The following is a 20,489-nucleotide window of genomic DNA, read 5'->3' as shown; positions in this document are numbered from 1 at the left end:
ACAAGCTCCAAACCGACACCGGTGAATCGCCCGAGGAGTCGTGGAACAACGCCAGAAGCCGGCCACCCGAAGGCGACCGGCTCCCAATGGTCGAGCGACTCAGACGGCGTCGGGTGACGCGGGCGTCTTCGGCTGACGCTTCGCGGCCGCAGCGGCGTTGTCGGACATCGCCTGCTGGAGGTTCTCCCCCAGCGCGCCACCGGCGACCCCGCCCAGGAGGGCGGACAGGTCGAGCCCGGTGATGTCCTTGACGACCTTCGGCACCTCGCTGACGACCTGGCCAACCGTCTTTGTGACGGCGGACGCGCCCTCAGTCGAGATGACCGTGAGATTCGAGATGTTGCCGAGCGGCTCGGACACGGCACGAGTGATCTCGGGCAGACGGGCGATGATCTCGGACGCGAGCCCGGCCTCACCGTACTTCTTCAGTGCCTCCGCCTTCGCGTCGATCGCCTCGGCCTCCGCCAGGCCCTCCGCGGCCACAGCCGACGCCTTCGCGTCACCCTGGGCGCGGATACCCTCGGCCAACGCGATCTGCTTGTCGCGCTCAGCGGTACCGGCGAGACGCACGGACTCTGCAGCCGCCTGGGCGTCCTGCACCGCCGCGACCTTGTTCGCCTCGGCGATGGTCTTGCGCTTGAACGCGTCGGCTTCCGTCGCGGCGTTTGCCGCATCACGAGCCGCCTGCGCGCGCTGGACCGTCGCGTACGCGTCGGCCTCGGCAGGCTTCCGCACCTCGATGTCGAGCCGCTCCTGCTCCACCTTCGCCTTCTCGGCGAGCGCCTCACGTTCCTGCTCCGCGACCAGGCGGTCCTGCTGCGCCGTGGCGAGCTGACCGGAGGCCTCGGCCTCGGCGTTCGCGCGGTCGGTCTCCGCCTTGATGGTCGCCTGCTTGAGGCTCAGGGCCTTCTGGCGCTCCGCGACCTGCTCCGCCGCTTCGATCCGCGCGAACTCGGACGCACGAGCGGTCTCGGCCTCCTTGATCTCCGCGTTCTGCCGGGCGAGCGCGTTCTCCGCTCGACCGAGGTCGGCGAGGTAGTTGGTGCCCGGCGTCGAGATGTCGGAGATGTTCAGCAGGTCGACCTGGAGGCCCTGCTCGGCGAGATCCGTCTTGGTCGCCTCGACCACCGCTTCGGACAGGGCGTTGCGGTTGGAGATGATCTCCTTGATCGGCATGTTGCCGATGATGGAACGCAGCGACCCTTCGAGGGATTGCTGGATGATCTGCGTCAGGGACCCCTGCTGGGAGAGGAAGCGCTGCGCGGCACGGCGCACACCCTCCGGCGTGCCTGAGACCTTGAAGTTCACACTCGCCTGGATGGCGACCTTGATGAAGTTGGTGTCGACGCCCTCCACGACGATGCCGATCTGGCGCTGCTCGAGCGAGATCGGGAAGCCCTGCTGCAGGATCGGCCAGATGAACACCCGCCCACCGATGACGACGCGCTGCCCGCCGTCGGGCTCACCCGTCTTGGCACCGGCCCCCCGACCGACGATGACGAGCGCCTGGTTCGGCGGTACGCGCTTGATCCGTCCGGCGACGAACGCGACGATCGCGAGCGCCACCACGACGAGCGCGATCACGGCGATCACCGTGATGTTGGTGGTGATGAAGTCCATAGGGCAGGTGCCTTCCCCTCGAGGGCGTGCTGGTGGATGGATGGAATCAGGGCTGCATGTCGGCAGCGGCTCCGCTCGATGCGGGTTCGACCTTCACGCGGGAGCCCTGGAGCTCGACCACGCGGATCCGGCTGCCCGTCTCGATCCGGGTGTCGGAGAAGGCGAGGCGGGTCTCGATCTCGTGCGGACCGTCGAGGCTGACCTCGCCGAAGGAAGCCGAGATGGTCGACCGGGCGACCCCGTAGAGCCCGAGCGGTGAGCTCGGCGTGCCGTCCTCCGAGCGTTTGAAGCTCCGGATCATCAGCTGGACGCCGACGAGCACGAGGACACCGATCACGGCGGAGATGACATACGCGGACCAGACGGGCAGCCCGTTCGCGAGCACGATCGCGCCGACCGCTCCGAAGACGGTGAACGCGCTCCCGAGCGCGGTGGCCGAGACGGCCCCGTCCAGGAAATCGAAGATCTCACCGAAGACCAGGGAGATGAGGACGATCACGAGACCGACGGCGCCGACGATGATGAACAGGGTCATGGCACCAACCCTACTGAACGCCCAGGCGACGTGCAGGAAAGCGGTCTCCCGCGATGGCGACGACGGGCTGCGGGCTCCTGTGGAGCGACTGCCGCTGCCCTCAGACCACTGCGTCGAGCAGGTCTGTCAGCCAGCCGGCACCGCGCGTCGTCGCGCCCAGACCCTCGACGCGTTCCCGCAGCTCACGGTCCGAGGTGACCACGACGACCGCGCCGTCGAGCCCACGGACGACGTCCACGATTGCGTCGTCACCACTCCCCGCCGCGTCGACGACCGAGACGCCCGCCCGCAGCTCATGCCCGGGCTCTCGCACGTTGTCATCGGTGTGGACGCCACGGGCCTGTCCTTCGACGACGGCGACGTAGGCCGGCCACCAGCGGTTGAAGTCGAGGTCGAGCGCCTGGGCGTCGAGTCCCTCGTGCGCGAGGCGGCCGAGTCGCGCGACGAACCGCTGCGCGGCTCCGGCACGGTCCTTCCACCACCCGTCCGGTCGCGACCCGACGACGTTCGCGACGTCGACGACGACCGTGACGCGGCGCTCGAGCTGCGACCGAAGGCCCGGCCACGAATCGGCGAAGCCGGGGTGCAACGGCAATGTCTCGACCTCGGCGAGTGGCACCCAGGCGAGGGCAATGCTCTCCGGGTCGGACACCACGGGTTCGAACGGCTGGACCGCCTCCACGATCACCGTCGTGTACGACCAGAACCCGAGATCGAGCACGGAGTCGAACCGCAGCTCGATCGACTCGGCGGGGACTCCCGCCTCCTCGTGGGACTCGCGGACCGCGCCGTCGACGGCACTCTCGAACTGGTGACGCGCACCGCCCGGGATGCCCCAGGTGCCGCCGAAGTGGCTCCAACCGGCCCGATGCTGCAGCAGCACGCCGCGCTCTCGATCGTGCACCAGGAGTCCGGCTGCACCGAACCGCCCCCAGTACTTCCGGCCGTCTCCGGATTCGACCCAGGCATCCCCGGCGTCCCGGACGGGGCCGCCGGGAGGATGCGCATCAGTCATTGGACCAGCCTGGCACGAAACGCTGTGCGCCACCCCCTTGGTCAGGGTCATCTCCACCGCACGTGCGGAATATGTTATATATTGAACTCCAGTATTGCATCGGCCGCGCTCGCGCCCGCCGCACCGAACCCACGTGAAGGACCCTCATGGATGCACGTCAACGCCGGACGCGGGCACGGCTCGCGCGCACGATCCTGCAACTCGCCGCAGAACGCCCCACCTCCGAGATCTCCGTCTCGGAGATCGCCGCACGCGCCGGCATCAACCGATCGACCTTCTACCAGCACGCGGCGGCGCCGTGCGAGCTGCTCGAATCGGTCCTCGCCGAGGAGCTCACCGAACTGAGCATGACGCACCTGGCGACCGTCTCCGCGGACGACGCCCCGGCGGCGATCACCCGGGCCACGGTCGCCGCGCTCCGCCACATCGACGAGCGCGCCGACATCTACCGCGTCGGTCTCGGCGACGACCTCATCGGCGCGAGTCTGCAGCCCATGCTCAACCGGGTCTTCACCTCGACGGTGCTCGACATCTTCGAGCGCGGGGCGATCACCCTCCCCCACGCCGAATGTCTGAGCGAGGAGCAGCGCGAGCTGTTCATGCGATCAGCGGCGCACTTCGTCGCCGCAGGCTCCGTCGCGACGTTCCGGGTCTGGCTCGACACCCCCGCACCACGCGATGTCGAGTCGTTCCTCGAGGTCATCGGCGAACTGCTCCCGAGCTGGTGGCCGTTCGAGACCGAACACGGGCCCGCCCTGGCGCCCGCGGACGAATCCGCCCTCGCTCGCTCCTGAACACGCCTCGACCAGTACGACGAAGGCCCGGGACCACTCCATGGAGTGGTCCCGGGCCTTCGTCGTCGCCGTCCTGCAGACGGACGCGGTGGGTCAGCGCTGGCGCTTCTCGCGGACGCGCATGTTCACGTTGATCGGCGTGCCCTCGAAGCCCCAGATCTCGCGCAGGCGACGGATCACGTAGCGACGGTAACCGGGGTCGAGGAACCCGGTCGTGAAGAGCACGAAGGTCGGCGGACGGCTCGCGGCCTGCGTACCGAACAGGATGCGGGGCTGCTTGCCACCGCGCAGCGGGTGCGGGTGCGCCGCCGTGAGCTCGGCGAGGAAGGCGTTGAACTTACCAGTGGGGATACGCATGTCCCACGACTCGAGTGCGACCTCGAGGGCCGGGACGAGACGCTCCAGGTGGCGACCCGTCCGCGCGGAGATGTTGACGCGCGGCGCCCACGACACGTGCGAGAGGTCCTGCTCGATCTCGCGCTCCAGGTACTTCCGGCGTTCGTCGTCGAGCTGGTCCCACTTGTTGAAGGCGAGCACGAGGGCACGACCGCTCTCGAGGACGAGGTCGATGATGCGCACGTCCTGCTCGCTGATCACCTCGGTGACGTCAATGAGGACGACGGCCACCTCGGCCTTCTCGAGCGCCGTGCTCGTGCGGAGCGACGCGTAGAAGTCGGCACCCTGCGACAGGTGCACACGACGACGGATACCGGCGGTGTCGACGAAGCGCCAGATCTTGCCGCCGAGCTCGATCTGCTCGTCGACCGGGTCGCGGGTGGTCCCGGCGAGGTCGTTGACGACGACGCGCTCCTCGCCTGCGGTCTTGTTGAGCAGGCTGGACTTGCCGACGTTCGGGCGCCCGAGGATCGCGACGCGGCGGGGTCCGCCGAACTCGTCCTTCGCGACGGCCGAGACCTGCGGGAGGACCTTGAGGATCTTGTCGAGGAGGTCGGCGACACCACGGCCGTGGATCGCGGAGACCGGGTGGGGCTCGCCGAGACCGAGGTTCCAGAGCGCTGCGGCCTCCGGCTCCTGACGGGCGTCGTCGACCTTGTTGGCGACGAGGAAGACGGGGCGTCCGGTCTTGCGGAGCAGCTTGACGACCTGCTCGTCGGTCGCCGTGGCGCCGACCATGGCGTCGACCACGAAGATCACGACGTCGGAGAGGTCGATGGCGATCTCGGCCTGCGCCGCGACAGACGCGTCGATCCCCTTGGCGTCGGGCTCCCACCCACCGGTGTCGACGACCGTGAAGCGACGGTCGTTCCACTCGGCCTTGTAATTGACGCGGTCGCGGGTGACACCGGGGGTGTCCTCCACGACGGCCTCACGACGACCGAGGATGCGGTTCACCAGTGCGGACTTGCCCACGTTCGGGCGTCCGACGATCGCCACGACGGGCAGCGCCGGCAGGAAGCGGATCTCGTCCGGGTCCTCCGTCGCGCCGTCGAGGATGTCGAGGTCGTCGCCCTCGAGGTCGTAGTCGGCCAGGCCGGACCGGAGGGACGCGGCCCGCTGGGTCGCGAGCTCCTCGTCCATGTCCTGGAGGCGGTCCGCGAGGTCGTCGGGGCCTCCGTCGAACTGCTCGTCATCGTGAGCCATGGGAGTTCCTTGCTGTGAGGGATTCGGTGACGCGGACGACCGCGTCGACCGTCTCGTCGAAGTCGATGTGCGTGGAGTCGACCGTGGTCACTCCGTCCGCCGCGTTCATGAAGTCGACGACCCTGGAGTCCGCCCGATCACGCCGCTGCAGTTGTTCCGCGACGTCGCCGGCAGGGTGGCTCTCGAATTCCGCTGAACGCCTGGCCATTCTAGCCGCTTCGGATGCCGTGAGCAGGATCCGAGCCTGAGCATCCGGTGCGACCACCGTGGTGATGTCGCGTCCCTCGACGACGATGCCCGGGCGGTCGACGTCGGCGATGAGCGATCGGAAGGTCTCGTTGATCCACGCACGCACCTCCGGGACACGGGCGACCGCGGAGACGACGGCCGTCACGCGAGGGCCGCGGATCTCGTCGGTGACGTCGCGACCCCCGAGCGTGAACGCGGTCACGTCCGGGTCGAGGGAGACGGTGAAGGCACCACCGAACGCGTCGAGCGAGCCGATCACCGCCGCCGAGTCCTCGGGGTCGACGTCCGCATCGAGCGTGTGGAGCGCGAGCGCGCGGTACCAGGCGCCCGTGTCGAGGTAGCGGTAGCCGAGCCGGCGGGCGACGGCCTTGCTCACGCTGGACTTGCCGCTGCCGGCCGGTCCGTCGATCGCGACCACGACGGGTTCGTCCGGCGTCGTCGACGCGTCGGTGCTGGTGGAGTGCTGTTCGGTCATGTCTCTTCCTATACTTCCGCGATGCGCCAACCGCGCGACTCGAGGTCGTCGACGGTGCGCTGCTTGACCTCAGGGAGGACCTGGACCTCCGCGAGACCGATGTTCGCGCCGGGCGAGTGCTCCAGACGCAGGTCTTCGATGTTGACGCCGATCTCGCCCAGCTCCGTGAACAGGGCGCCCAGCTGGCCGGGGCGGTCGTCGAGGAGCACGACGATGCTCGCGAACCGGCGGTTCTGGCCGTGCTTGCCGGGGAGCCGTGCGACGCCGGTGTTGCCGGCGGCGATCGTGTCCGCGATCGTGCGGCGAGCGCCCGGCACCTCCGGATCCCGGAGTGCCGAGATGACCGACGTGAGGTCGGTGGACAGCTGCTCCAGCACGGGGAGGACCTCGGCGTGGTTGGCGCTGAGGATCTGGACCCAGAGCTCGGGAGCGCTCGAGGCGATGCGGACGGTGTCGCGCAGGCCCTGTCCGGCGAGCTGGATGGCGCCCTCCTCAGCGTCCTGCAGCTGGGCGGCCAGGAGGCTCGCGACGAGTTGCGGCGTGTGCGAGACGAGCGCGACGAAGCGGTCGTGTTCGTCGGGCGTCATCTCCATCGGGATGGTGCCAAGGTCGAGCGCGAGGCCCTCCACCTGCGACAGCGCCCAGGCGGGTGTCTCGGCGTCGCGGCAGATCACCCAGGGGCGGCCGAGGAAGAGGTCGGCCCTGGCGGAGATCGCTCCCCCTCGCTCACGGCCGGCGAGCGGGTGGGAACCGATGTACCGGGTGAGGTCGACGCCGCGCTCGAGCAGTGCGCGGTACGGTTCGAGCTTCACGCTCGCGACGTCGGTCACGACGGCGCGCGGGAACGCGGCGAGTTCGGCCTCGATGACGCGGGCGGTGACGTCCGGTGGGACGCAGATGACGACGACGGACGGGTCGTCGGTGGGTTCCGCTGCACGACCCGCGCCGTAGTCGATGGCGAGGCGCAACTGGCTGGGCGACGCGTCGTCGAGGATGATGTCGACGCCCTTGGCGCGCAGCGCGAGTCCGATGCTCGCGCCGAGGAGGCCGGCTCCGACGATGCGGACCGACCCCTGCACGCGCGCGGGCGCGGAACTCAGGTCGCTCATGCCGTCGGCTCCGACGCCTCCGCTGCCGTGCCGTCGGCCGCGCGGGCTTCAGGACCGTGAGCGCGGGCGATGGTCAGGATGGCGCCGAGTTCGTCCTTGCTCAGCTCGCGCAGCTGGCCGGATCCGAGGGTCCCGAGGTGCAGGGGGCCGAACTGACGGCGCACGAGGTCGACGACCGGGTGGCCGACCGCGTCGAGCATGCGACGGACGATGCGGTTCCGCCCGGAGTGCAGCGTGAGCTCCACGAGGCTGAAGCCGTCCTCGGTGCCGAGCAGGCGGGCCTTGTCGGCGGAGATCGGTCCGTCCTCGAGCTCGATGCCCGCGGTCAGCTTCGCGAGGACCTGCGCGGTGACCTTGCCGGTGACCTTCGCGATGTACGTCTTCTGCACACCGAACGACGGGTGCGCGAGCACGTGCGCGAGGTCGCCGTCGTTGGTGAGGATGAGCAGGCCGCTCGTCTCGGCGTCGAGGCGGCCCACGTTGAAGAGCCGTTCCTCGTACTGCTCGGTGAAGCGGCGCAGGTCGGGGCGACCGCGGTCGTCCTTCAGCGAGCTGTAGATGCCCACCGGCTTGTTGAGCATGAGGTAGCGCTTCGAGGCGTCGAGCTGGATGGCGCTGCCGTCGACCGACACGAGGTCGTGCTCCGGATCGATCCGCGAGCCGAGCTCGGTGACGACGACGCCGTTCACCTCCACGCGGCCGTCCTCGATGAGCTGCTCCGACACACGCCTGGAGGCGACGCCGGCGTTCGCCAGCACCTTCTGCAAGCGGATGCCCTCTGATTCAGTGCTGGTCACTGTCGAATCCTTCCCGGCCATCGTCGAGCAACGGCGAGATCCGCGGCAGCTCCTCGATGGCGTTGATACCAAGTTGGGTGAGCAGGAGATCGGTGGTGCCGTAGTTGATGGCACCCGTCTCACTGTCGGTGAACATCTCCGTGATGAGTCCGCGCCCGAGAAGGGTGCGGACGACGGAGTCGACGTTGACGGCGCGGATCGAGGCGATCGCGCCGCGGCTGATCGGCTGCTTGTAGGCGATCACGGCCAGGGTCTCGAGCGCCGCCTGCGACAGCTTCGTCGGGTTCTGGGTCACGACGTAGTCGGTGACGAGCGCGTCGTAGTCGGCTCGGACGTAGATCCGCCAGCCGCCGCCGACCTCGCGGAGTTCGAACCCGCGTCGGACGCCACCGCGTTCGCCGTCGTAGTCGGCGACGAGTTCGGCGATGGCTCGTCGGACGGCGCCGACCGGGACGTGCACGGCGGCGGCGAGGTTCACGAGGCTCTGCGGTTCGTCGGCGACCATGAGGATCGCCTCGAGCGCCCTCGGGACGTCCGGTGCGGGCACCGGCGCGGGTTCGGCCGGCAGGCCCTGGGCGGCGTCCGTCGGCCGCTCGATCGACTCGGGTGTCGCGTCAGGCATCGTAATCGGCTCCCAGGTTGGCGAGGCTGTCGTCGTTCCAGGTCTCGGCGGTCCAGCGGAGCGTGAGCTCGCCGAGCGGTTCGATCTGCTCGAAGGACAGCGCAGCGTGTCGGTACAGTTCGAGCACGGCGATGAAGCGCGCGATGACCACGCCCTTCAGCTCCGCACCGGCGACGAGCTCGCGGAAGGTGTGGGACCCGCCGCGGCGCAGGATGGCGACGACGTGCGCCGCCTGCTCCCGGATGCTCACGAGCGGTGCGTGCAGGTGGTCGAGGCCCACGGTCGGCACCTCGCGCGGCGTGAACGCGAGCGTCGCGAGTGCGCCGAAGTCCTGCGCGGTCAGCGTCCAGACGAGTTCCGGGGTCTGCTGACGGTACTGCTCCTCCAACCGGACCGCCCGGAAGTGGCGTGCCGCCTCCAGGTCGAGGCGCTCCGCGAACCACGCCGACGCCTGCTTGAACGCGCGGTACTGCAGCAGTCGTGCGAACAGCAGGTCACGCGCCTCCAGCAGGGCGACGTCCTCCGCGTCGACGAGCTCACCCTGCGGCAGCAGCCCCGCGATCTTGAGGTCGAGCAGGGTGGCCGCGACGACGAGGAACTCGCTCGCCTGGTCGAGTTCGTCGTCGGCCTCGAGCGTGCGCAGGTAGGCGATGAACTCGTCGGTCACGCGGCTGAGCGAGACCTCGGTGATGTCGAGTTCGTGCTTGCCGATGAGGGTCAGCAGGAGGTCGAAGGGCCCTTCGAAGCCCTCGAACGAAACCCGGAACGACGGTGCCGGTGCGGGGTCGACGGGCGTCGCCTCATCGGAGCGCGAGCCGGTGTCGCCGGCCGGAGGGAGGACGGCCACGGGCGTCCGCGCGGGATCAGGCGATCGCGCCACGGGAGATGAGCTCTCTCGCGAGCTGACGGTAGGCCTTCGCGGCGGCGTGCTCCGGTGCGAACTCGGTGATCGGGGTTCCGGCGACGCTCGCGTCGGGGAACTTCACGGTCCGTCCGATGACCGTCTCGAGGACCTTCTCGCCGAACGCGTCGACGACGCGCTCGAGGACCTCACGCGAGTGCAGGGTCCGGGAGTCGTACATGGTGGCGAGGATGCCGTCGAGCTCGATCGCCGGGTTGAGGCGGTCGCGCACCTTGTCGATGGTCTCGATGAGCAGCGCGACACCGCGGAGCGCGAAGAACTCGCACTCGAGCGGGATGAGGACCCCGTGGCTGGCGGTGAGGGCGTTGACCGTGAGCAGGCCGAGCGAGGGCTGGCAGTCGATCAGGATGACGTCGTAGTCGTCGGACACCTTGCGGAGCACCCGGGCCAGGATCGTCTCGCGCGCGACCTCGTTGACGAGGTGGACCTCGGCGGCCGAGAGGTCGATGTTGGCCGGGAGCACGTCGAGACCCTCGATGGCGGTGTGCTGGATGACCTCGGCCGGGTCCTTCACGGTGCCGAGCAGCAGGTCGTAGACGGTGTTGGAGTCGTGGGTGGAGATGCCGAGACCGGCGGACAGCGCACCCTGCGGGTCGAAGTCGACGACGAGCACCCGGCGGCCGTATTCGGCCAGCGCGGCGGACAGACTGATGGTGGTCGTCGTCTTGCCGACGCCACCCTTCTGGTTGCAGAGCGAGATGATGCGTGCCGGACCGTGCTGCGCCAGTGTGGGCGGCACGGCGAACTCACGACGCGGGCGGCCGGTCGGGCCGTTCGGGTTCAGTTCGGCGGCGGTCTTGCGCGCAGAATCCTGCACTGCGCTCGTGTGCTTCGTACCGGCCACCGGTGTTGCCTCGCTCCCGCTTGCTGTCGTTCGAGTGACGAGTCTACCGGGCCACGGGTCAGGCCTGCGGTGCCGCTCCGCCCGTGGTCCATCTGGCCCGGGGATGGGACTGCGTGTACACGTCGCGGAGGTTGTCGACCGTCACCAGCGTGTACAGCTGCGTCGTCGCCACCGAGGAGTGACCGAGGAGTTCCTGCACGACGCGGACGTCGGCTCCGCCCTGCAGGAGGTGCGTCGCGAAGGAGTGTCGGAGGGTGTGCGGCGAGACGTGCGACTCGAGTCCTGCGCGCTCGGCGGCGCGTTGGAGGACGAGCCACGCGCTCTGCCGGGACAGCCGCGCACCGCGCTGCCCGAGGAAGAGCGCCGGCGTGGACCGGCCGAGGCCGGAGAAGACCGGCCGGACGCGCACGAGGTAGCGGTCGACGGCGTCACGGGCGAAGCTGCCGAGCGGCACGATCCGCTGCTTGCCGCCCTTGCCGAGGAGCCGGACGATGTCGGTGTCGATGACGTCGTCGACGTTCAGGCCGACGGCCTCGGAGACGCGGGCACCCGTCGCGTAGAGCAGTTCGAGGAGCGCCTTGTCGCGGACGGCGAGCAGGTCGTCGCCGTCGGTCGTCTCGAGCAGCGCGCGGACCTGGTCGATCGTGATCGCCTTCGGGAGCCGTCCCGGGAGCTTCGGCGGGCGTACCTCGCGCGCGACGTCGACCTCGACGAGCTGTTCGTCGAGCAGGAAGCGGTGGAGACCACGGATCGACGACAGCACCCTGGCGAGCGAGGACGCGCGCACCGGCTGACCCTCCGGTGTCCGGAGCGACGCCGTGTACTCCGACACGTGCGCAGCGGTGACGGCCGGTGCCTCGACGACACCGTGCGCGCCGAGCCAGGCGAGGTAGCCCTCGAGATCCCGCCGGTAGGCGGCCTGCGTGTTGGCCGACAGGCCGCGCTCGATCGCGATGTGCCGCAGGTAGTCGGCGACCGCGCGATCGAGCGCCACGCCTCAGGCTCCGCCCGGCCCGATCGTGGAGTCGCCGCTGTCGCGCAGCGTCGACCACCCGCGATCGCGAGCCGCAGCGGCCGTGAGGACGCCGAGCATCAGGATCGAGTTGTGGAGCCGGCCGTCGAGCACCGCGGCCACGGCGTCGTCGAGGGGCACCCACTCCACGAGGATGTCCGCCTCCTCCTCAGCACGGGCGAAGGCCTCGGCGGTCGCGGTGAGGTCGCGCGCGAGGTAGATGCGGATCGACTCGTCGCTGCCACCGGGCGTCGTGTAGAACTCCGTCAGCAGCTGGAGCGAACCGGCGACGAGGTCGGCCTCCTCCTCCAGCTCGCGACCCGCGGCCACGGCCGGGTCCTCCCCCGCGATGTCGAGCAGGCCGGCCGGCAGCTCCCAGTCCCGCTCACCGATCGGGTGGCGGTACTGCTGGATGAGCAGGACGCGCTCGTCGGCGTCGAGCGCCAGCACCGCGACCGCACCGGTGTGGTCGACGAACTCGCGCACGACCTCGCCGTCGCCGTAGCGGAACGTCTCCCTGCGGATGTCCCACACCTTGCCCGCGAACGCGCGCTCGGAGGACACCACCTGGACGGGGTGCGGCTCGTCGCGCAACGACGCGGCGTCGCCGATCGACTCAACCATTGGCGACGTCGAACAGGCGGCTCGCCTGCTGGCGCTCGAGCGACGCACCGACGAGGCCGGCGAACAGCGGGTGCGCGTGGTTCGGGCGCGACCGCAGCTCGGGGTGCGCCTGCGTCGCGACGTAGAACGGGTGCACCTCGCGCGGCAGCTCGACGTACTCGACCAGCGTGCCGTCGGGCGACAGACCGGAGAACTGGAGGCCGGCGTCCGCGATCTGCTGGCGGTAGCCGTTGTTCACCTCGTAGCGGTGACGGTGACGCTCGGACACCTCGTCCGCACCGTACAGCTCGGCGACGATCGAGCCCTCGTCGAGCTTCGCCGCGTACAGACCGAGGCGCATCGTGCCGCCGAGGTCGCCGCCGGCGATGATCTCGACCTGCTCGGCCATCGTCGCGATGACGGGGAACTGCGTGTCGGGGTCGAACTCGGAGGAGCTGGCGCCCTCGAGCCCGACGACGTTCCTGGCGTACTCGATGACCATGCACTGCAGGCCGAGGCAGAGTCCGAGCACCGGGATGCCGTTCTCGCGGGCGAACTTCAGGGCGCCGAGCTTGCCCTCGATGCCGCGGATGCCGAAGCCACCGGGGACGCAGATGCCGTCGACGTCGGCGAGGGCCTTGATCGCTCCCTCGACGGTCTCGCAGTCGTCGGACGGGATCCAACGGATGCTGACCTTGGTGTCGTGGGCGAAGCCGCCGGCCTTGAGCGCCTCGGTCACCGACAGGTAGGCGTCGGGCAGGTCGATGTACTTGCCGACGAGGCCGATGGTGACGGCGTGCTTCGGGTGGTGGACGGCCTCGAGGAGGTCGGCCCAGCCGCTCCAGTCGACCTCGTTGGTGACGAGACCCAGGCGGTCGGCGATGTACGCGTCGAGGCCCTGGTCGTTCAGCATCGTGGGGATGTCGTAGATGCTCGGGACGTCGACCGCGTTCACGACCGCGTCCTCGTCGACGTCGCACATGAGCGCGATCTTGCGCTTGTTGCTCTCGGTCACCGGGCGGTCGCTGCGGAGCACGAGTGCATCGGGCTGGATGCCGATGGACCGGAGGGCCGCGACCGAGTGCTGCGTCGGCTTCGTCTTCTGTTCACCGGAGGCGCCCATGTACGGCACGAGGGACACGTGGACGAAGAACACGTTGTTCCGGCCGAGCTCGTGTCGGATCTGGCGAGCCGACTCGATGAACGGCTGCGACTCGATGTCGCCGACCGTGCCACCGATCTCGGTGATGATCACGTCGGGCTGCGGCGTCTCGGACGCCTGGAGGCGCATGCGGCGCTTGATCTCATCCGTGATGTGCGGGATCACCTGCACGGTGTCGCCGAGGTACTCGCCGCGACGCTCCTTGGCGATGACGGTCGAGTAGATCTGACCGGTCGTCACGTTCGCGGCCTGGCTCAGCTCGATGTCGAGGAACCGCTCGTAGTGGCCGATGTCGAGGTCGGTCTCGGCGCCGTCGTCGGTCACGAAGACCTCGCCGTGCTGGAACGGGTTCATCGTGCCCGGGTCGACGTTGAGGTAGGGGTCGAGCTTCTGCATGACCACTCGGAGCCCCCGCGCGGTCAGCAGGTTGCCGAGGCTGGCTGCGGTGAGCCCCTTGCCCAACGAAGAAACGACACCACCAGTCACGAAGATGTGCTTGGTCGTGCCGTTGGAGCCCGAGACGATGCCGTCGATCGGAGAGTTCAGGTTGCCCGCTTCAGAAGTATTCACCACGGGCTTTTATCCTACCATCCAGTTCGGGTTCATGTGTCGCTTCCTTCGCGGTCGCGTCGTCAGGAGGCTGCGAGGGCGAGCAGTTCGCGGGCGTGGGCGAGACCGCTGTCGGACTCCGCGAGCCCGGAGAGCAGCCGCGCCATCTCCGCCTCCCGCTCGGCGCCGACGAGCTGGCGCACACTCGAGGCCGTCACCGAACCGTCGCCGCCCTTGACCACGCTCAGGTGGTTGTTGGCGAAGGCCGCGACCTGCGCGAGGTGGGTGACGACGATCACCTGCGAGCGCTCGGCGAGGGCTGCGAGGCGACGCCCGATCTCGATCGCCGCGGCTCCGCCGACGCCGGCGTCGACCTCGTCGAACACGAAGGTGGGCACGGGGTCCGCGCCGGCGATGACGACCTCGAGGGCGAGCATCACACGGGACAGCTCTCCGCCCGAGGCGCCCTTGCCGAGCGGTCGGGGCTCGGCACCGGCGTGCGGCCGGAGGAGGAAGGCGATCACGTCCTTGCCGTGCAGCGTGAGGTCGTCGCGATCGGACACCTCGACGACCAGCTCCGCCTCGGCCATCGCGAGCGAGCGCAGTTCCGCGCTCGCTGCTGCGCCGAGTCGAGCGGCGGCTTCGACCCGGACGGCGCTCAACGTCGCGGCAGCGGCGTCGACCTCCCCGGAGAGTCGTTCGACGTCGCCCTCGAGCTGGGTGATGCGGTCGGAGTCGCCGTCGAGTTCCATCAGGCGCGTGCTGCCCGTCTCGAGCAGGTGCAGGACATCCTCAGGGGTCGGCCCGTACTTCCTGGCGAGCGTCGCAAGAGTGGCGCGGCGCTCCTGGACGACCTCGAGTTCGCGAGCGCCGTCCTCGTCGAGTCCGGCGAGGTAGCTCGAGAGCTCGGCGGCGATCTCAGCGGCCAGGTAGCTCGCATTGGCCACACTCGCGGCGATCGCGCCGAGGGCGGGATCGTGCACCGAGGCCCGGTCGAGCTGCCGCCGCGCGCCTTCGAGCAGTCCGACGACGTCGCTCTCCTCGCCGGCCTCGGCCGAGACGAGTTCTCGGGCGCCGGCCGCCGAGAGGCGGAGCTCTTCGAGGTTCGTCAGTCGATCGGCGCGCTCTGCCAGCTCGGCGTCCTCGCCGGGCTGCGGGTCGGCCTGCTCGATCTCGGCCAGCGCGACGCGCAGCTGCTCGGCCTCGAGGAGTCGCGTGTCGCGCTCGTTCGTCAGGGTCTCGAGTTCCGTCCGCAGCTCCAGGAGCTCCGTGTAGCGCCGCTGGTAGTCACCGAGGGCCAGTTGGAGCGGTTCACCGGCGAAGCGGTCGAGGGCGTCCCGCTGGGCCGGCGCGGCCCGCAGACGGATCTGATCGGACTGCCCGTGCACGACGACGAGCTGCTCGCCGAGTTCGGAGAGGATACCGATGGGCGCCGTCCGGCCACCGACGATCGCGCGGCCGCGGCCCTCGGCGGTCACGATCCGGCCGAGCAGCAGCTCTGCCGCATCACCCGCGGGATCGAGGTCTCCCCCGGCCTCGCGGACGCGCTCGGCGACCGAGCCGTCGCCCGGCACCAACCAGCGTCCCTGGACACTCGTCTGCTTCTGGCCCGCTCGCACGACGCCGCTGTCCGACCGCTGACCGAGGAGCAGCCCGAGGGCGGTGACCACCATCGTCTTGCCCGCGCCGGTCTCACCCGTCACGGCGGTGAAACCGGGTCCGAGTGGGAGCGTCCCGGACGCGATGACGCCGAGGTCGCGGATCTCGATCTCCTCGATCATGCGGTGCCCTCCTGATCGCTGTGGTGTCGGGTGGCCGTGGAGGCCGGGAGGTGGATCGTGCCGGTCATCGGCTCCTCACGTCCGACGGGGCCGCGCCAACCGGTGACCGGCAGCCGGAACTTGTTGACGAGTCGATCGGTGAAGGTGCTCTCGTGGAGGCGCGCGAGGCGGACCGGCACCGAGGAGCGTCTGACGACCACCCGGGCGCCCGGCTGGAGGTCCTTGGCCCGGCGGCCGTCGCACCAGAGCACGCCGAGGCCGTCGGTGCGTTCCAGCACCTCGACGGCGAGGGACGACTCCGGACCGACCACGAGCGGCTTCGCGAACAGGGCGTGCGCGCTGAGCGGGACGAGGGTGATGGCCTCCACCGACGGCCACACGACCGGCCCGCCCGCGGAGAAGTTGTAGGCGGTGGAGCCGGTCGGCGTCGAGATGACCACCCCGTCGCACCCGAAGGAGGAGAGCGGACGCTGATCGACCTCGATCACGACCTCGAGCATCCGTTCCCGGCTCGCCTTCTCGACCGTGGCCTCGTTGAGCGCCCACGTCTCGTAGACGACCTCCGCGCCGACCTTGACCCGGACGGAGAGCGTCATGCGCTCCTCGACGAAGTAGTCGCGACGTACGACGCGTTCGACCGTCTCGGCGAGGTCGTCGCGCTCGCTCTCGGCGAGGAAGCCGATGTGGCCGAGGTTCACCCCGAGCAGCGGCGCCGCCGATCCTCGCGTGACCTCGGCCGCGCGCAGGATCGTGCCGTCGCCGCCGAGGACGATCGCCAGTTCGATATCGCCGAGGGAGACCTCCTCGTCGAGGATGGAGACGACGTCGAGCTCCGGGTCGACGGCGATGAGATCGGCCCGCTCCAGCGCGCTGAGGACCGGACGGACGCCCGCTTCCAGGAGCAGCCTGGAGACAAGCACGGCGGCGTCGCGCGAGTCGTCGCGGCCGGTGTGCGCGACGATCAGGATGTTCCTCGCCGCGACCGCAGGATCGGAGGAATGTGCCATCGGGTTACGCTCCAGCCATCGAGGTGATCTGCTGCATCCATTCTGTCGGATTGGTTCCGTGCTCCGCCGATATCCACACCACGTACTCGCGGTTGCCGTGGGTGCCGACGATCGGCGACGGGATGAGCCCGGCCGTCCCGAGACCGAGGTCCCAGGCCGCCCACAGGACGCCTGCGACGGCGTCGGCACGGAGCGCGGGATCGGTGACGACGCCCTCACGGACGCCACCACGACCGACCTCGAACTGCGGTTTGACGAGCAGGACGAGTTCCGCCGGTGACGCGACGACCGAGACGAGTGCCGGGAGCACCTGCGTGAGGGAGATGAACGAGAGGTCGCCGACCACGAGCGACGGACGCTCGTCCAGGCCGGTGAGCTCGCTGAGCTGCTCCGGCGTCAGGAAGCGGACGTTGCACCCCTCGACGACCCGCACCCGCTCGTCGTCTCGGAGCTGCGGCACGAGCTGGTCGTGCCCGACGTCGAGGGCGATCACCCGACGCGCTCCACGCTCGAGCAGGACCTGGGTGAATCCGCCGGTGGAGGCGCCGGCGTCGAGGACGAGTGCGTCGTCGACCACGACCGGGAAGGCGTCCAGGGCGGCGAGCAACTTGTGGGCGGCGCGACTCACGTAGTGGTCGGCGCCGGCGACGACGACCCGAGCATCCGGGTGGACCCGGTGGGAGGCCTTCACGATCGTGCGGTCGTCGACGCTCACGAGCCCGTCGGCGATGAGCTGGGCCGCATGGGTCCTGGAGCGGGCGAGTCCGCGCGCGGCGAGGGCGGCGTCGAGGCGGGCGGGCTGCGCGGCGGCGTCCGGCGAATCGGCTGCAGCCGGCGGTTCGGGTGTGTTCTCCATGCGCTACGCCGAGGTCTTCGGCGAGTCGCTCCCCTCGAGCGTCGCCCGTAGTTCGTCGACGAGCTGGCTGTATGCGGCGGCCCGCTCCTCGAGCGGCTGCTCGTCGATGAGGTGGACGCGGGACACGAGGCCGTCGGTCGGGTGCTCCGGTTCGTTCGTCACAGGGCAACCCTACCGGCCGCCACCGTCCCCGCCCCCGGGAACCGCTGTGGGCGAACACGCGTGGCGAACCGCGCCTCCCGAGGGCTGGGCATCACTCCGCGTACAGGTGCTCCGGGACGTTGAGCCCGTAGATGGCACGGCCGGACGCCCAGATCGCGGCGCACGCGGCACGCAACAGGTCGATCCGGGACGGGCCGTCGGATTCCACCACGACGTCGTTCCCTCGGATCCGCACCGTGGCCGCACCGACCGTCGCCGCCTTGCCGTCGCGCGACATGGTGGTGGCCGGATACGGCTCGTGCAGCTGCCGCAGGTCCTCGAGGATGAAGGTCGGCCGGGAGTGCTGATCGGCCGCGAGGACGTGCTTGGCCCGATCGATGCCGGTCAGGACCAGGGCTGACGCGATCCCGGCGCGGTTCGCGCCGAGGATGTCGGTGTCGAGTCGGTCGCCGATGAAGAGCGGCTTCGATGCGCCGAAACGCACCTTCGCCTCGTCGAAGATCGGTACCTCCGGCTTCCCGGCGACGGTCGCCAGACGGCCGACCGCCGTGTGGACGGCCGACACCAGCGTGCCGTTCCCCGGAGCGATCCCGCGAGCCTGCGGGATGGTCCAGTCCGTGTTCGTCGCGACCCACGGCAGCTCGGATCCGTCGGCGGTCGGCGTCTGCAGCGCGAACGCCGCTTCGGCCAGCTGCGACCAGCCGACCTCGGGAGCGAAGCCCTGGATCACCGCAGCCGGCGAGTCCTCAGCCGAGCGGGTGACGACGAAGCCACCCTTCTCGACCTCGTCGACGAGCCCGGCGCCACCGACGACCAGGATCGTGGACCCGGCGGGCACCAGGCCCGCCAGCAGCCGGACCGCGGCCTGTGGGCTCGTGACGACCTCTGCCGGCGCGACACTGAGACCGAGATCGGTCAGGTGCTGCGCGACGGAGGCGTCCGTCCGGGAGGCGTTGTTCGTGATGTATCCGACGCGAACGTGCTCCGCCGCCAGGTTCAGCGACTCGACCGCGTGCGGGATCGGATTCGGGCCGGCGTAGACCACGCCGTCCAGATCCGCGAGGACCACGTCGACGCCGTCGAGCGGGGTCACGGGCTTAGGCCTTCTCGTCAGCAGCGGACTCACCGGACGGCTCCTCCCCGGGCTGATCGTCGGACTCAGTGGCATCAGCCGTGGGCGACTCGGGTTCGTCGTCGAACTCGAGGAACTCCTCCACGACCACCATCGTCTCGCCCTCGTCGTCCGCAGCGGACTGCTCGAGCGCCTCGGAGGCGATCATCGCCCGGTCGTGCCAGACGGCAGCCTCCTCCTCGCGACCGAGGACCTCGAGGGTCTCGGCGTACGCGTTGAACAGCGCAGGGCTGTAGGAGAACGCACGCTTCGGGTCGAGCTGTGGGATCTGGAGCTCGAGCAGCGCGTCCTCGGTCTGCCCGAGGTCGAGCCGGGCACCCGACATCGCGATCGCGAGGGCGACGCGGACCGGCACGTCGAGGGTCGAGCGATCGACGGACCGTCCGAGTTCCAAGGCACGCTCCGGTCGGCCGACCCCGCGTTCACTGTCCACCATGAGCGGCAGCTGGTCGTCCTTGCCGGAGATACGGCGATAGGTCCGCAGCTCGCGAAGCGCGAGGGCGTAGTCGCCGGTCTCGTACGCGGTGATGGCGAGGGTCTCGCGGACCATCGCGATTCGGCCGGCGCGACGGGCAGCGGACATCGCGTGGAGGTGGGCCAACGCAGGATCGCTGTCGATCAGACGCGCCGCCATCGCCAGGTGCTGGGCGACGCCGTCGGCGTTCTCCTTGCTCAGGGTCTTCAGCTCGTTCCGCGCACCCTTGTCGAGGTCCTGCGGCGTGACGTCCTCAGGGATCTCCGGGTCGTCGTGGCGCGGACGGATCGACTTGAGCTCGAACGCGATGCGCTCTTCCTCGGTCAGCTCGCGCTCGCGTCGGAACGCGTCTCGGTCGCCGCGGGCCGGAGCGCCATCGCGCGTCCACAGCTCGCGTCCACCGCTGTCGCGCCCGCGGTCGGGACGGCCACCTCGCTCCGAGGAGTGTCCACGGTCGGTCCGGTTTCCGCGGTCCGGACGATCGCCGGACGACGGACGGTCACCGCTGCGTGCGGGACGGTCTGAGCGCTGCGGACGATCCCCCGACGACGGCCGGTCCTGCTGCCAAGCGGGACGGTCCGACCGTTGCGGACGGTCGCCGGACGCTGGACGGTCCTTCTGCCAGGCCGGGCGGTCCGAACGCTGCGGACGATCTCCGGATGACGGACGGTCACCACTGCGCGCGGGACGGTCCGAGCGCTGCGGGCGGTCCCCGGACGCCGGGCGATCGTTCTGCCAAGCAGGACGATCCGAACGCTGCGGACGGTCCCCGGATGACGGACGGTCACCGCTGCGTGCTGGACGGTCGGATCGCTGCGGACGATCCGTGCGTGGACGATCGCTCCTGGGCGCGTCGGACCGCTGCGGGCGGTCGGTGCCGCGAGCACGATCATCGCGCCGTGGAGCACCACCGTTCCCACGGTTGTCACCGGAAGATCTCGGAGGACGTCGCTCACCCTTGTCGGGCTGGTCTGCTGACTGGTCACTCACGATGATCTCCACGGTGCTCGGACGCCGTCACCCGGCGTCAACCTACTGTTGAATTCTTGTCCCACGGTACCCGTGAAACGACGACTTCACGCACAAAGCGTGTTAACGCAAAATGGCCACCCAAGAACCTTGGGTGGCCATTTCAACGAAGAAGTCCGGCGGTGTCCTACTCTCCC

The 20,489-nt window shown here is 69.8% G+C and carries 21 protein-coding genes; 2 read left to right on the top strand and 19 right to left on the bottom strand.

What is annotated here, in order from left to right:
- Positions 1–99: 99 nt before the first annotated feature.
- From IFT89_RS08950 to IFT89_RS08940, 3 genes are all read right to left on the bottom strand, one after another.
- Positions 100–1,620 (bottom strand): flotillin family protein, encoded by a 1,521-nt coding sequence (locus IFT89_RS08950; protein WP_064295482.1) that lies wholly within the window; start codon positions 1,618–1,620, stop codon positions 100–102.
- Between the two features lie 46 nt (positions 1,621–1,666).
- Positions 1,667–2,155, bottom strand: coding sequence for an NfeD family protein (locus IFT89_RS08945; RefSeq protein ID WP_202938773.1), 489 nt, complete (start codon positions 2,153–2,155; stop codon positions 1,667–1,669).
- 100 nt (positions 2,156–2,255) lie between these two features.
- Positions 2,256–3,170 carry an NUDIX domain-containing protein gene (locus IFT89_RS08940; RefSeq protein ID WP_202938772.1) on the bottom strand — a complete coding sequence of 305 codons (915 nt, stop codon included), beginning with the start codon at positions 3,168–3,170 and terminating at the stop codon, positions 2,256–2,258.
- Between the two features lie 146 nt (positions 3,171–3,316).
- Between IFT89_RS08940 and IFT89_RS08935 the strand changes: the two genes are divergently transcribed.
- Positions 3,317–3,964 carry a TetR/AcrR family transcriptional regulator gene (locus IFT89_RS08935; protein WP_202938771.1) on the top strand — a complete coding sequence of 216 codons (648 nt, stop codon included), beginning with the start codon at positions 3,317–3,319 and terminating at the stop codon, positions 3,962–3,964.
- Positions 3,965–4,057: 93 nt separating this feature from the next.
- Here the strand turns inward: IFT89_RS08935 and der are convergent, their stop codons facing one another.
- From der to IFT89_RS08855, 16 genes are all read right to left on the bottom strand, one after another.
- Complete coding sequence (der, locus tag IFT89_RS08930; protein WP_085514417.1) at positions 4,058–5,566, bottom strand: ribosome biogenesis GTPase Der; 1,509 nt, start codon at positions 5,564–5,566, stop codon at positions 4,058–4,060.
- Positions 5,553–6,290, bottom strand: a complete 738-nt coding sequence (cmk, locus tag IFT89_RS08925; RefSeq protein WP_202938770.1) for a (d)CMP kinase — start codon at positions 6,288–6,290, stop codon at positions 5,553–5,555. The genes der and cmk overlap by 14 nt, the downstream gene beginning before the upstream one ends.
- Before the next feature lie 8 nt (positions 6,291–6,298).
- Positions 6,299–7,399 carry a prephenate dehydrogenase gene (locus IFT89_RS08920; RefSeq protein ID WP_138944566.1) on the bottom strand — a complete coding sequence of 367 codons (1,101 nt, stop codon included), beginning with the start codon at positions 7,397–7,399 and terminating at the stop codon, positions 6,299–6,301.
- Entirely contained in the window at positions 7,396–8,217 is an 822-nt protein-coding gene (locus IFT89_RS08915; RefSeq protein ID WP_086475416.1) for a pseudouridine synthase, read from the bottom strand. Before IFT89_RS08915 ends, IFT89_RS08920 begins: the two co-directional genes overlap by 4 nt.
- Positions 8,183–8,818 (bottom strand): SMC-Scp complex subunit ScpB, encoded by a 636-nt coding sequence (gene scpB / locus IFT89_RS08910; protein ID WP_137241546.1) that lies wholly within the window; start codon positions 8,816–8,818, stop codon positions 8,183–8,185. The genes IFT89_RS08915 and scpB overlap by 35 nt, the downstream gene beginning before the upstream one ends.
- The gene (locus IFT89_RS08905) at positions 8,811–9,665 is read right to left on the bottom strand and encodes a segregation and condensation protein A (RefSeq protein WP_202938769.1); all 855 of its coding nucleotides are present in this window, start codon (positions 9,663–9,665) and stop codon (positions 8,811–8,813) included. The genes scpB and IFT89_RS08905 overlap by 8 nt, the downstream gene beginning before the upstream one ends.
- A gap of 16 nt (positions 9,666–9,681) precedes the next feature.
- Positions 9,682–10,557, bottom strand: a complete 876-nt coding sequence (locus IFT89_RS08900; RefSeq protein ID WP_071260744.1) for a ParA family protein — start codon at positions 10,555–10,557, stop codon at positions 9,682–9,684.
- 85 nt (positions 10,558–10,642) lie between these two features.
- The gene (gene xerD, locus IFT89_RS08895; RefSeq protein WP_086475418.1) at positions 10,643–11,578 is read right to left on the bottom strand and encodes a site-specific tyrosine recombinase XerD; all 936 of its coding nucleotides are present in this window, start codon (positions 11,576–11,578) and stop codon (positions 10,643–10,645) included.
- A 3-nt stretch (positions 11,579–11,581) separates the two neighbouring features.
- Complete coding sequence (locus IFT89_RS08890; protein WP_202938768.1) at positions 11,582–12,220, bottom strand: NUDIX domain-containing protein; 639 nt, start codon at positions 12,218–12,220, stop codon at positions 11,582–11,584.
- Positions 12,213–13,907, bottom strand: coding sequence for a CTP synthase (locus IFT89_RS08885; RefSeq protein ID WP_194718987.1), 1,695 nt, complete (start codon positions 13,905–13,907; stop codon positions 12,213–12,215). The genes IFT89_RS08890 and IFT89_RS08885 overlap by 8 nt, the downstream gene beginning before the upstream one ends.
- Positions 13,908–13,993: 86 nt before the next feature.
- Entirely contained in the window at positions 13,994–15,691 is a 1,698-nt protein-coding gene (recN, locus tag IFT89_RS08880) for a DNA repair protein RecN (protein ID WP_202938767.1), read from the bottom strand.
- The gene (locus IFT89_RS08875; RefSeq protein ID WP_137241540.1) at positions 15,688–16,698 is read right to left on the bottom strand and encodes an NAD kinase; all 1,011 of its coding nucleotides are present in this window, start codon (positions 16,696–16,698) and stop codon (positions 15,688–15,690) included. The genes recN and IFT89_RS08875 overlap by 4 nt, the downstream gene beginning before the upstream one ends.
- 4 nt (positions 16,699–16,702) lie before the next feature.
- Positions 16,703–17,554, bottom strand: coding sequence for a TlyA family RNA methyltransferase (locus IFT89_RS08870; RefSeq protein ID WP_124769481.1), 852 nt, complete (start codon positions 17,552–17,554; stop codon positions 16,703–16,705).
- A gap of 3 nt (positions 17,555–17,557) precedes the next feature.
- A complete protein-coding gene (locus tag IFT89_RS08865; protein ID WP_162852287.1) occupies positions 17,558–17,716 on the bottom strand; it encodes a hypothetical protein in 159 nt (52 codons plus the stop codon).
- A 91-nt stretch (positions 17,717–17,807) separates the two neighbouring features.
- A complete protein-coding gene (locus IFT89_RS08860; RefSeq protein WP_202938766.1) occupies positions 17,808–18,884 on the bottom strand; it encodes an HAD-IIA family hydrolase in 1,077 nt (358 codons plus the stop codon).
- The gene (locus IFT89_RS08855; protein ID WP_244650666.1) at positions 18,814–19,482 is read right to left on the bottom strand and encodes a hypothetical protein; all 669 of its coding nucleotides are present in this window, start codon (positions 19,480–19,482) and stop codon (positions 18,814–18,816) included. The genes IFT89_RS08860 and IFT89_RS08855 overlap by 71 nt, the downstream gene beginning before the upstream one ends.
- Before the next feature lie 6 nt (positions 19,483–19,488).
- Between IFT89_RS08855 and IFT89_RS20035 the strand changes: the two genes are divergently transcribed.
- Complete coding sequence (locus IFT89_RS20035) at positions 19,489–19,848, top strand: hypothetical protein (protein WP_213014229.1); 360 nt, start codon at positions 19,489–19,491, stop codon at positions 19,846–19,848.
- The last annotated feature ends 641 nt before the right edge of the window (positions 19,849–20,489 follow it).

The sequence above is a fragment of the Plantibacter sp. CFBP 13570 genome, from assembly GCF_014841395.1.
Lineage (GTDB): Bacteria > Actinomycetota > Actinomycetes > Actinomycetales > Microbacteriaceae > Plantibacter > Plantibacter auratus.
The sequence above is the reverse complement of the archived record's forward strand: the minus strand, read 5'-3'. Positions and strand labels throughout refer to the sequence as shown.

Coding starts and splice junctions, on each gene's coding strand:
- IFT89_RS08950 (WP_064295482.1), bottom strand. CDS start 1,620: ATGGACTTCATCACCACCAACATCACGGTGATCGCCGTGATCGCGCTC.
- IFT89_RS08945 (WP_202938773.1), bottom strand. CDS start 2,155: ATGACCCTGTTCATCATCGTCGGCGCCGTCGGTCTCGTGATCGTCCTC.
- IFT89_RS08940 (WP_202938772.1), bottom strand. CDS start 3,170: ATGACTGATGCGCATCCTCCCGGCGGCCCCGTCCGGGACGCCGGGGAT.
- IFT89_RS08935 (WP_202938771.1), top strand. CDS start 3,317: ATGGATGCACGTCAACGCCGGACGCGGGCACGGCTCGCGCGCACGATC.
- der (WP_085514417.1), bottom strand. CDS start 5,566: ATGGCTCACGATGACGAGCAGTTCGACGGAGGCCCCGACGACCTCGCG.
- cmk (WP_202938770.1), bottom strand. CDS start 6,290: ATGACCGAACAGCACTCCACCAGCACCGACGCGTCGACGACGCCGGAC.
- IFT89_RS08920 (WP_138944566.1), bottom strand. CDS start 7,399: ATGAGCGACCTGAGTTCCGCGCCCGCGCGCGTGCAGGGGTCGGTCCGC.
- IFT89_RS08915 (WP_086475416.1), bottom strand. CDS start 8,217: ATGGCCGGGAAGGATTCGACAGTGACCAGCACTGAATCAGAGGGCATC.
- scpB (WP_137241546.1), bottom strand. CDS start 8,818: ATGCCTGACGCGACACCCGAGTCGATCGAGCGGCCGACGGACGCCGCC.
- IFT89_RS08890 (WP_202938768.1), bottom strand. CDS start 12,220: ATGGTTGAGTCGATCGGCGACGCCGCGTCGTTGCGCGACGAGCCGCAC.
- recN (WP_202938767.1), bottom strand. CDS start 15,691: ATGATCGAGGAGATCGAGATCCGCGACCTCGGCGTCATCGCGTCCGGG.
- IFT89_RS08875 (WP_137241540.1), bottom strand. CDS start 16,698: ATGGCACATTCCTCCGATCCTGCGGTCGCGGCGAGGAACATCCTGATC.
- IFT89_RS08870 (WP_124769481.1), bottom strand. CDS start 17,554: ATGGAGAACACACCCGAACCGCCGGCTGCAGCCGATTCGCCGGACGCC.
- IFT89_RS08860 (WP_202938766.1), bottom strand. CDS start 18,884: ATGCCACTGAGTCCGACGATCAGCCCGGGGAGGAGCCGTCCGGTGAGT.
- IFT89_RS08855 (WP_244650666.1), bottom strand. CDS start 19,482: ATGGCGGCGCGTCTGATCGACAGCGATCCTGCGTTGGCCCACCTCCAC.